The 9957-nt window shown below is 68.0% G+C and carries 9 protein-coding genes and 1 tRNA gene; 7 read left to right on the top strand and 3 right to left on the bottom strand.

Annotated elements, in window-relative coordinates:
- Positions 1-657: 657 nt before the first annotated feature.
- Both E3O54_RS04970 and E3O54_RS04965 read right to left on the bottom strand, forming a co-directional pair.
- Positions 658-729: transfer RNA gene (locus E3O54_RS04970), tRNA-Arg, on the bottom strand.
- Positions 730-897: 168 nt separating this feature from the next.
- The gene (locus tag E3O54_RS04965; protein WP_134401061.1) at positions 898-1551 is read right to left on the bottom strand and encodes an iron ABC transporter ATP-binding protein; all 654 of its coding nucleotides are present in this window, start codon (positions 1549-1551) and stop codon (positions 898-900) included.
- A gap of 53 nt (positions 1552-1604) precedes the next feature.
- Between E3O54_RS04965 and argS the strand changes: the two genes are divergently transcribed.
- The 7 genes from argS to thrB all read left to right on the top strand — a co-directional run bounded on the left by argS (position 1605) and on the right by thrB (position 9567).
- Complete coding sequence (gene argS, locus E3O54_RS04960) at positions 1605-3281, top strand: arginine--tRNA ligase (protein WP_104099686.1); 1677 nt, start codon at positions 1605-1607, stop codon at positions 3279-3281.
- 2 nt (positions 3282-3283) lie between these two features.
- Positions 3284-4063 (top strand): DUF2993 domain-containing protein, encoded by a 780-nt coding sequence (locus tag E3O54_RS04955; protein WP_134401060.1) that lies wholly within the window; start codon positions 3284-3286, stop codon positions 4061-4063.
- 143 nt (positions 4064-4206) lie between these two features.
- Positions 4207-4494: a hypothetical protein gene (locus E3O54_RS04950; protein WP_134373562.1), complete on the top strand. Its 288-nt coding sequence runs from the start codon at positions 4207-4209 to the stop codon at positions 4492-4494.
- A 207-nt stretch (positions 4495-4701) separates the two neighbouring features.
- The gene (lysA, locus tag E3O54_RS04945) at positions 4702-6162 is read left to right on the top strand and encodes a diaminopimelate decarboxylase (protein WP_134401059.1); all 1461 of its coding nucleotides are present in this window, start codon (positions 4702-4704) and stop codon (positions 6160-6162) included.
- Positions 6159-7496 carry a homoserine dehydrogenase gene (locus tag E3O54_RS04940; protein ID WP_134373558.1) on the top strand — a complete coding sequence of 446 codons (1338 nt, stop codon included), beginning with the start codon at positions 6159-6161 and terminating at the stop codon, positions 7494-7496. Before lysA ends, E3O54_RS04940 begins: the two co-directional genes overlap by 4 nt.
- Positions 7496-8617 carry a threonine synthase gene (gene thrC, locus E3O54_RS04935; RefSeq protein ID WP_134343235.1) on the top strand — a complete coding sequence of 374 codons (1122 nt, stop codon included), beginning with the start codon at positions 7496-7498 and terminating at the stop codon, positions 8615-8617. Before E3O54_RS04940 ends, thrC begins: the two co-directional genes overlap by 1 nt.
- Entirely contained in the window at positions 8614-9567 is a 954-nt protein-coding gene (gene thrB / locus E3O54_RS04930; RefSeq protein WP_104099692.1) for a homoserine kinase, read from the top strand. Before thrC ends, thrB begins: the two co-directional genes overlap by 4 nt.
- A 197-nt stretch (positions 9568-9764) precedes the next feature.
- On the opposite strand, the gene E3O54_RS04925 is transcribed toward thrB, so the two are convergent.
- On the bottom strand, positions 9765-9957 hold a 193-nt coding region (locus tag E3O54_RS04925; protein ID WP_166805198.1), incomplete at its 5' end, for a transposase.

Raw genomic sequence — 9957 nt, 5'->3', positions numbered from 1 at the left:
CTTTGACAGTCAGAAACCTAGACAGGAAGCGGCGTGCGGCCGTTAAGGCGCTCCGAAACACCCACGGATACAGCAGGGGAGCCAAAATCTCCGTCAAATCGGTCCACCACCGGGCCCGCAGCTTCAGAGGCGGTAGCGGTATTCTCCGCGTTGCACGCGATTCCGGAGGGACCGGGGCACAGCAACCTCGCTGCTTCCGGATTCGAACGGGGGGAAGGTCTTGGTGGCAGCCGTCCCCGGCCATCGTCTGTAAGTACCGCGGTCTCGAGTCGTTGCGGTGGGGCTCCGACGACGTGCTCCCAGACCCGACCGACCGCCGCGGGCGCCGACGTCCACGTGATCCCGTCGCGCTCCTCAGCTGATCGGCGTACCCATCGGATGGCGGCGGTCCCGTCCCGGTGTGGCTCAATGGTCATCGCTGACCTGTCGGTGGCGCGGGTGACCGGTGCGACCACGGCATAGCGACGCCGAGCCTCGTCGGCGAGGACTTCATGCCGCACACCTACCGGGTCACGCATCCGGGCGTAGCCGAGCGGCAAGGCATCAGAGTCGGCGGCGAGGAGCTGTGGGCCAGTGTGGGCAAACGGCGTGACAAAGCCTTGAGATCGTGTCGCCGATTAGCCCGCGACCCAGTGTTCGCACGGACTCTGACAGTTGTGCCCCCAGGCAGATTCGAACTGCCGCCCCTGCCTCCGGAGGGCAGTGCTCTATCCCCTGAGCTATGGGGGCCAGGGAAAACACTAGGTTATCAGCATCCTGGCAGGCGATGTTCCGCATCGAGTTCGACGGATGCGGTCGAGCCCGCCCGGCACACCATCCGAACTCGACCGGAAAGGCCGAATTCGGCAGGTTCGGGCAGGTTCAGGTGGGTTCCGCCGCGCGGTCCGCCCGGGCGTGTTACTGCAGGTTCGCGATCGCCGCGGAAACGAGTGACTCGGCGTCGCCCGGCTCGACGAACTCGCTCGAGCCCACCGTGATCCAGTAGGTGGAGGTGAAGACCTGAGCCACACCAATGCCGCCGGCAGCCGAAAAATAGCCCTCGACGGCGGGCGGCGTGCCATACGTGGGAACGATCTGGCTGGAGCTGATGGCATCGTTCTTCAGCTGCGACAGCAGCACGTCGTTGGGCTGGGTCACCGAGACCTCGATCGTTCCGTCGCTGGATTGATTGAGCAGTCCGCAATTCAGCCCCTGGTACTCTGCCGCCGTCTGACCCGCGGCGATGGTCGGCTCGAAACCGGGGGCGGTGCCGTAGCTCGGGTTGAAGGCGTAGACGTCGTCGAGGGTGAGCACCTGGTCGCAGGTAAATGTGACCGGGGTGCCTGCTGCCGTGGGGGTGGGCGTCGGCGTCGCGGTGGGCCCCGGCGTCTGCGTCGCGTCCGACGTCGACCCGGGAGTAGCTGATGGCGACGCTGCCGACGGGCTGCTTTCCGGGGTGGAACCCGAACCGCAGGCAGCCAGCGCCACGACGGCGACCGTGCCGGTGGCAAGGAGAAGGGTGGTGCGCAGGAGCCGTCCGCGCGGGAGTCTGGGCGAGAGGGAGTGAGACACGCTTGACCTTACCAAGAGGGTTGTCTGTGACCCGGCCGGTAAGCTTGCTAGTCGTGACTCCCGCTGAGCTTTCCCAATCCCTGCTAGACCTCATCCTCCAGTTGAGCGAGCGTCGACGTGAGGCCGGAATCGACGTGACCGACGTCAACCTGACCGGGGCGGATGTCACCCTCGAGCGTCCGAGAAACCGCGACCACGGTGATTGGGCCTCCAGCATCGCGATGAAGATCGCCAAGCCACTCGGCTCCAACCCGCGCGAGGTGGCCGCCGAACTGGCTGCCGGCCTGGAACAGCTTCCCGACGTGGCCTCGGTGGACGTCGCCGGACCCGGCTTCATCAACATCCGTCTCGAGGCCGCCGCCGCCGGCGCACTCGCCAAGACCATCGTCGATGCGGGCCCCGCTTACGGCACCGGGCACCTCTACGACGGCCTCAAGATCAACCTCGAGTTCGTGTCCGCCAACCCCACCGGCCCCATCCACATGGGCGGCGTGCGCTGGGCGGCCGTGGGTGACAGCCTGGCCCGGGTGCTGCAGGCGGAGGGCGCCGACGTCACCCGCGAGTACTACTTCAACGACCACGGCTCGCAGATCGACCGCTTCGCCCGCAGCGTGCTCGCCGGCTACCTCGGCGAGCCCACCCCCGAAGACGGTTACGGCGGCGCCTACATCGGAGACATCGCCGACCAGGTCGTGGCCAGCCACGAAGGCGACATCGCGGTGCTGGCCCGCGACGAGCAGCAGGAAGTGTTCCGCAGCGTCGGCGTCGATTTGATGTTCACCGAGATCAAGGAGAAGCTGCACGGCTTCGGCGTGGATTTCGACGTGTATTTCCACGAAGATTCCCTGCACGAGTCCGGCGCCGTCAACCGGGCCATCGAACGGCTGCGCGAACAGGGCCACATCTTCGAAGAAGACGGGGCCATCTGGCTGCGCACGACCACGTTCGGCGATGACCGCGACCGCGTCATCATCCGTTCCAACGGCGAACCGGCCTACATCTCCGGTGACCTCGGCTACTACCTCGACAAGCGTGAGCGCGGTTTCGACCAGAACCTGATCATGCTCGGCGCCGACCACCATGGCTATGTCGGCCGCATGATGGCCATGGTCGAGGCGTTCGGCGACGTGCCCGGTGTGAACCTGCAGATCCTGATCGGCCAGATGGTCAACCTGCTGCGCAACGGCGAACCGGTGCGGATGAGCAAGCGCGCCGGAACGATCGTCACCCTCGACGACCTCGTCGACGCCGTCGGCGTGGACGCCGGCCGCTACTCCCTAGTGCGCTCCAGCAGCGACACTCAGCTCGACATCGACCTCGACCTGCTCGGCAAGCGCACCAACGAGAACCCGGTCTTCTACGTGCAGTATGCGCATGCCCGTACCTGCTCGGTCGCCCGCAACGCGGCCACCGCGGGGGTGGAACGCACCGCATTCGCCCCGGAGCTACTCACCCACGACAGCGAATCGGCCCTGCTCGGCGTGTTGCAGGAATACCCGCGCGTCGTCGCGCAGGCCGCCGAACTGCGCGAGCCCCACCGTATCGCCCGCTACATCGAAGAGGTTGCCGGCTACTACCACCGCTGGTACGACAGCTGCCGGGTGATCCCGCTTGGCGACGAACCGATCACCGACCTGCACCGCACCCGGCTCTGGCTCAACGACGCCACCGGCCAGGTCATCCGCAACGGCCTCGGCCTGCTCGGCGTCTCCGCACCGGAACGCATGTAGGCATGGACGCGTCCGCCAGGAAATCCCGTCGTCGCGGGCTCGGGGCGTTCATCGTCGCGGGTCTGGTCGTGGTCGGGCTCGTCGCTGCTTTCTTCTTCGTCGACGGGGGCCTGCGCAGCTACGCCGAGGGCCAGATCGAGCAGGAGATCGCCTCGAACCTGCCCGACACCGTGACCGGGGACGTGGCCGTCTCCATCGGAGGCCTGTCGGTCATCGCGCAGTACCTCGGCGGCAGCTTCGACCGGGTGGCCCTGGAATCAGGCACCCTGACCGTGGACGGCGTGCCGGCATCCGTGCACGTCGTGGCGACGGATGTCCCGCTCGACCAATCCCAGCCCGTCGGCGACGTGCGCGGCATCATCGACCTCGAACCCGATGCCCTCAACACCCTGCTGAGCCAGGCTCTGCCGAGCAATGTCCCCGACGCCAGCGTCGAACTCGGGAAGGACGAGATCAGCTACAGCGGCAGCCTGGAGGTGGTCGGCTTCCCGATCGGCTACCGCGCCTCGGCGACGCCGAGCGTGGACGCCGACGCACTGCTGCTCACGCCGAGCGGTGCCAGCGTCACCTCAGGCGGCGGCAGCATCAACGCCGGCAACCTGCTGTCTCGTGTTCTGGGTGAGGAACCGCTCCGCATCTGCGTGGCCCAGTACCTCCCCGAGGGGGTCACCCTCGCCGGAGTGAACGTGACCGCGGATCGAGCGCGACTCACGCTGCAGTCGAGCTCGTTGACGCTGAGCCGACAGTCGTTGACCACCCTCGGCAGCTGCACCGCCGGTTGACCCCGCACTTCATGCCCTTGCAGCACGCCGACACGCTCGCACATCGTTCGGACCGTAATCAAACCGGGGCCTGACACGACGCCCGCGGGGTCGTACACTCGAGGTATCCGCCGGTCGCGCATTCGCCTTTTCGAGGAGGCACCATGACGTTGTTGCGCATTCAACACCCCGTGCCCGACTATGGCCGCTGGAAACGTGCCTTCGATCTGGACCCGGCCGACCGCCGCGGATCCGGGGTGATCCGCTATACGATTTTCCGCTCGGTGACTGATCCGAACTTCGTCATGGTCGACCTGGAACTGGGCACCATCCGGGAAGCGGAGAAGATGCTTCTCAAGATGCGGCGCATCTGGTGCAGCAGCGGCTCGAGCGTCATGATCGACCCGGAGGCGTGGATCGTCGACGTGGCCGAAACTGCCGCGCTGGTCTGACCGCAGCCCGCCCCGCTGCCCAGCCCGCGCAGCCCGCCGCGCAGCGGGACGTAACGCGATTCGGCGCGCACCGGCGGCGTTCGCTACACTCGGACCAGGTCCCCGGTCGCAGCCGACGGCATCCTTTCACTGGCTTCAGGGACCAATCCGGGTTCGCTCGCCACTCAGTGAGACACCCACTCGACATTTCCCGTGAGGTTTTCACCCGTGGCCACCAACCCGCTCGCCCCCGACTGGCTTTGCCTGCCCGACGACGCCAATGCGCTCGCCGATGGCCTCTGGCCGGCCACCATCGACCGCACCCCGCAGGGGCAACTCCTCATCGGCGGCTGCACCGCCCCCGCCCTGGCCGCCGAATTCGGCACTCCTCTTTATCTGGTCGACGAAACGGATGCCCGCGCCCGCGCGGCCTCGCTCCGCGCCGCCTTCGAGGCCGAGTTCGCCCGCATCGGCACGAGCGTGCACATCTACTACGCCGGCAAAGCGTTCCTGTCCACCGAGATCGCCCGTTGGATGCTGGCCGAAGGTCTCAACATCGACGTCTGCAGCGGCGGCGAACTCGCCGTGGCGCTGGCGGCCGGTAGCCCGCCGAACCGGCTCGGCTATCACGGCAACAACAAATCCCTGGCCGAGATCGACGAGGCCTGCCGCGTCGGCGTCGGCACCATCGTGATCGACAGCCTGGTCGAAATCGGGCGCGTCGCCGCGGCCGCCGCCCGGCACGGCATCGTGCAGGCCGTTCGGCTGCGCGTAAACAGCGGTGTGCACGCGCACACCCACGCATTCCTCGCCACGGCGCACGAAGACCAGAAGTTCGGCGTGACGCTCGATGACGCCGCGGCGCTGGTGGGCCTCATCCGGGCCGAGTCGAGCCTGGGCTTCCGCGGCCTGCACTGCCACATCGGCTCGCAGATCTTCGGCGCCGACGGCTTCGCTGAATCCGCGTCGCGCCTCCTCGCCGTGCACGCCGCCCTGCTCGCAGGCGGCCCCGTCCCCGAGCTGAACCTCGGCGGCGGCTTCGGCATCGCCTACACCCTGGCCGACACCCCCACCCCGATCGGCGAGCTCGCGGCCAGCCTGGCCGACATCGTCGCCGCGCAGTGCAGCGCCCTCGGCATCCCGGTGCCCGTGGTCGCCTTCGAGCCGGGACGTTGCATCATCGGCCCGGCCGGAATCACCCTCTACGAGGTCGGAACCACCAAGTCCGTCGACGTGGCCGGCAACCCGCGCCTCTATGTCAGTGTCGACGGAGGCATGAGCGACAACGCCCGCCCCGCCCTCTACGGCGCCGACTACACCGTGCGGCTCGCCGGCCGCGTGTCGGCGGCCGACCCGGTGCTGGTGCGCCTCGCCGGCAAGCACTGCGAGAGCGGCGACATCGTCGTCGACGCTGACTATCTCCCCGGCGACGTGGCCCCGGGCGACCTGGTGGCCGTCGCGGCCACCGGCGCCTACTGCTGGTCGCTGTCGAACAACTACAACTTCCTCGGCCGGCCGGCCGTGGTCGCGGTGGCCGGCGGCATCCCGCGGATGCTGGTGCGCGGCGAGACCATCGCCGACCTGCTCGCCCGCGACACCGGGGTCTCGGCCTCGACCGGCCCGACCACCGGCTCGACCACCGGCTCGACCACCGGCTCGACCGATCTACCGAAGGAACCCGCCCGATGATCGAATACCGCAATCTGCGCGTCGCGCTGCTGGGAGGCGGCTCCGTCGGCGCTCAGGTCGCCCGGCTGCTGCTCGAAAACAGTGAAGAACTCGCCAACCGGGTGGGTGCCAGCCTCGAGCTCGTTGGCATCCTGGTGCGCGACGTCGACGCCGAGCGCACCGTCGACCTGCCCCGCGAGCTGTTCACCACCGACGCCGAGACCCTGATCCTCGGCGCCGACGTCGTCATCGAGTTGATGGGCGGCATCGAGCCCGCACGCTCATACATTCTGATGGCGATCAACTCGGGGGCGGATGTCGTCACCGCCAACAAGGCGTTGCTGGCCACCCACGGGCCCGAACTCTTCGCCGCCGCCGACCAGGTCGGTGCACAGCTGAAGTACGAGGCGGCCGTGGCCGGTGCGATCCCGATCGTTCGTCCGCTCGGCGAGAGTCTCGGCGGCGACCAGGTCAACCGCATCCTCGGCATCGTGAACGGCACCACCAACTTCATCCTCGACCGGATGGACACTGAGGGGGACACCCTCGAGGAGGCTCTCGCCCTGGCCACCGACCTCGGCTACGCCGAGGCCGACCCGACCGCCGACATTGGCGGGTACGACGCGGCGCAGAAGGCGGCCATTCTGGCCAGCCTCGCCTTCCACACGACCGTGCCGCTCGCATCCGTCTACCGCGAGGGCATCACCGCCATCACGCCCGCGCAGATCGACTCAGCCCGCAAGGCCGGCTACGTCGTGAAGCTGCTCGCCATCTGCGAACGCCTCGTCGACGCCGAAAGCGGCCAGCAGGGCGTCTCCGCCCGGGTCTACCCGGCCATGGTTCACCGCAGCCACCCGCTCGCCTCCGTGCACGGCGCCAACAACGCGGTTTTTGTCGAAGCGGAGTCGGCCGGCAGCTTGATGTTCTACGGCGCCGGCGCCGGGGGAGTGGAGACGGCGTCCGCCGTGCTCGGCGACCTGGTGTCACTGGCCCGCCGCCACATCGCCGGTGGTCCCGGCGTTCCCGCGTCCCAGCACGCCGACCTGCCGGTCTTCGACATCGGCCAGATCGTCACGCGCTACGCCGTCACCCTGGAAGTCACCGACGAACCCGGCGTTCTCGCCACGCTCGCCAGCGTGTTCAGCGACCACGGCGTGTCCCTGGCCCTGGTCGAGCAGTCGATGACGCCGGCCCAGCCGGGCACCGCGAGTCGCTCCGCCGTCTCCGCCACGGCTACCCTAGTTATCGGAACGCACGAGGCTACGGAGGCCGCCCTGGCGGCCACCGTGACAGACCTCGCCGCGAACAGATTTGTCACCAATGTCGCATCCGTTTTGAGAGTTGAAGGAGCCTGATGTCCAGCGAACGAGAGACTCTGCCGAAACCAGTCGTGAAGACGGCTTCCCGGCAGTGGCGCGGCGTGCTGCGCGAGTACGCGGACCGCCTCAACATCACGGATGCGACGCCCATTATCACTCTCGGCGAGGGGGGCACCCCGCTGATTCCGGCTCCGGCGCTCTCCGTTCGCACGGGCGCGAAGGTCTGGATCAAGTACGAGGGCATGAACCCGACCGGTTCCTTCAAGGACCGCGGCATGACCATGGCCATCTCCAAGGCCGTCGAAGACGGTGCCAAGGCCGTCATCTGCGCGTCCACCGGCAACACCTCCGCGTCGGCCGCCGCCTACGCGACCCACGCCGGAATCCAGGCCGTCGTGCTGGTGCCCGAGGGCAAGATCGCCATGGGCAAGCTCAGCCAGGCCATCGCACACAACGCGCAGCTGCTGCAGGTGCAGGGCAATTTCGACGACTGCCTCGACATCGCCCGCGACCTCTCCGCGAATTACCCCGTGCACCTGGTCAATTCGGTCAACCCCGACCGGATCGAAGGCCAGAAGACGGCCGCCTTCGAGGTCGTCGAGGTGCTGGAAGACGCGCCGGACATCCACATCGTCCCCGTCGGCAATGCTGGCAACTACACCGCCTACACGCGCGGGTACACCGAAGAGCTCGAGCGCGGCGCCACTACGAAGCTGCCGCGCATGTTCGGGTTCCAGGCTGCTGGCAGCGCCCCGATCGTGCTCGGCCACCGCGTCGACCACCCGGAGACCATCGCCAGCGCCATCCGCATCGGCAACCCGGCATCCTGGGACCTCGCCCTCGCCGCGCGTACCCTGACCGACGGCTACTTCGGCGCGATCAGCGACGAAAAGATCCTCGAGGCCTACCGCATCCTGTCGGCCGAGGTCGGCATCTTCGTCGAGCCGGCCTCCGCGATCAGCGTCGCCGGCCTGCTCGAACGCGCCGAAGCCGGGCTCATCCCGGCCGGCTCCACCGTGGTACTCACGGTCACCGGCCACGGTTTGAAGGATCCGCAGTGGGCGCTCCGCACCGCGGACGGCTCCGACGTCAAGCCGACCATCGTGCCTGTCGACACCGCCGAAATCGCCAGCGTCCTCGGGCTGGTCCAGAAATGACCATCGCCGAGGCCCTCTCCGGCAAGTCGGTGCTCTCGGGCCGTTCCGTCACCGTGCAGGTGCCGGCGACCACGGCCAACCTCGGCCCCGGCTTCGACACCCTGGGTCTGGCCCTGGCACACCACGACCACCTCCAGGTCTCCGTTCGCGATGAGCCGGGCGTCACGGTCGAGGTGCACGGCGTCGGAGAAGGCGTGGTGCCCACCGATGAGACCAACCTCGTCGTGCGCGCCCTCATCCACGCCTTCGCCGCCTACGGCCAGGAACTGCCCGGACTGAACCTCGTTGCCCACAACGAGATCCCGCACGGCCGCGGCATGGGCTCGTCCGGCGCCGCCATCGTCGCCGGGATCATGGCCGCGAAGGGCCTGCTCGAGGGCATCGTCGACATCGACGCGGAGGCGCTTCTGGCCCTCGCGACTGAGATGGAGGGGCACCCCGACAACGTGGCGCCCGCCCTGTTCGGTGGTCTCACGATCGCGTGGATGACACCCGAGGGACCGCGTCACAAGAAGCTGATGGTGCACCGCGGCGTCAAACCGCTCGTGTTCGTTCCGGAGCACGCCATGTCCACGGCGCTCGCCCGCAGCCTGCAGCCCGAGAGCGTGCCGCACGAAGACGCCGTCTTCAACCTGTCGCGCTCGGCCCTGCTGATCGCGGCCCTGATTCAGAGCCCCGAACTGCTCCTCGCGGCCACCGAGGACAAACTGCACCAGAGCTACCGTGCCGCCGCCATGCCGGAGACCAACCGGCTGATCACCCTGCTCCGGGAGCACGGCTTCGCCGCCGTCGTCTCCGGCGCCGGCCCATCGATCCTGGTGCTGGCCAGTGACCCAGGGCAGCGACTCGTCGCGGCCGAGCTCATCGCCGCCGAGTCCGAAACGCCCTGGCAGGCGCTGATGCTGGCCGTCGACGTGCTGGGTGCAACCGTCACCCGCACCGAGCGTTAGAGAAGCGAGTCCGAATCGATCGGTTGTGTCGCTCCCGGTCGGTCAGTCGACTGCACCGCCCGGGCAGTGTTCCTCGCAGGCGCAGCGCCCGATCCGGTGGTGAACCAATTCGACGGAGATTCTCGTGTGAAACCGCTCTTTCGGGTGAATCAGGTGCGATTTGGGCAAAATCTCGGCTCTCCTGCTGCTTCTGTGGGTTAAACCCGGCCGGGGAGCACTGGTTTGTGGCCGCCGAGGCTGAGCATGGCCAGGGCGATGAGGGCGTCGGGTGATTTGAAGCCGAAGGCGATTCGGGTAATGAGCCGGATCTTGGTGTTCATGGATTCGATGCGGCCGTTGGAGAGGCCGTGCTCGATCGATGCAAGGATCGCGGCCCGGTGCTTGACGATG

The organism is Cryobacterium sp. TMT2-4, assembly GCF_004402575.1.
GTDB classification, from domain to species: domain Bacteria; phylum Actinomycetota; class Actinomycetes; order Actinomycetales; family Microbacteriaceae; genus Cryobacterium; species Cryobacterium sandaracinum.
The sequence above is the reverse complement of the archived record's forward strand: the minus strand, read 5'-3'. Positions and strand labels throughout refer to the sequence as shown.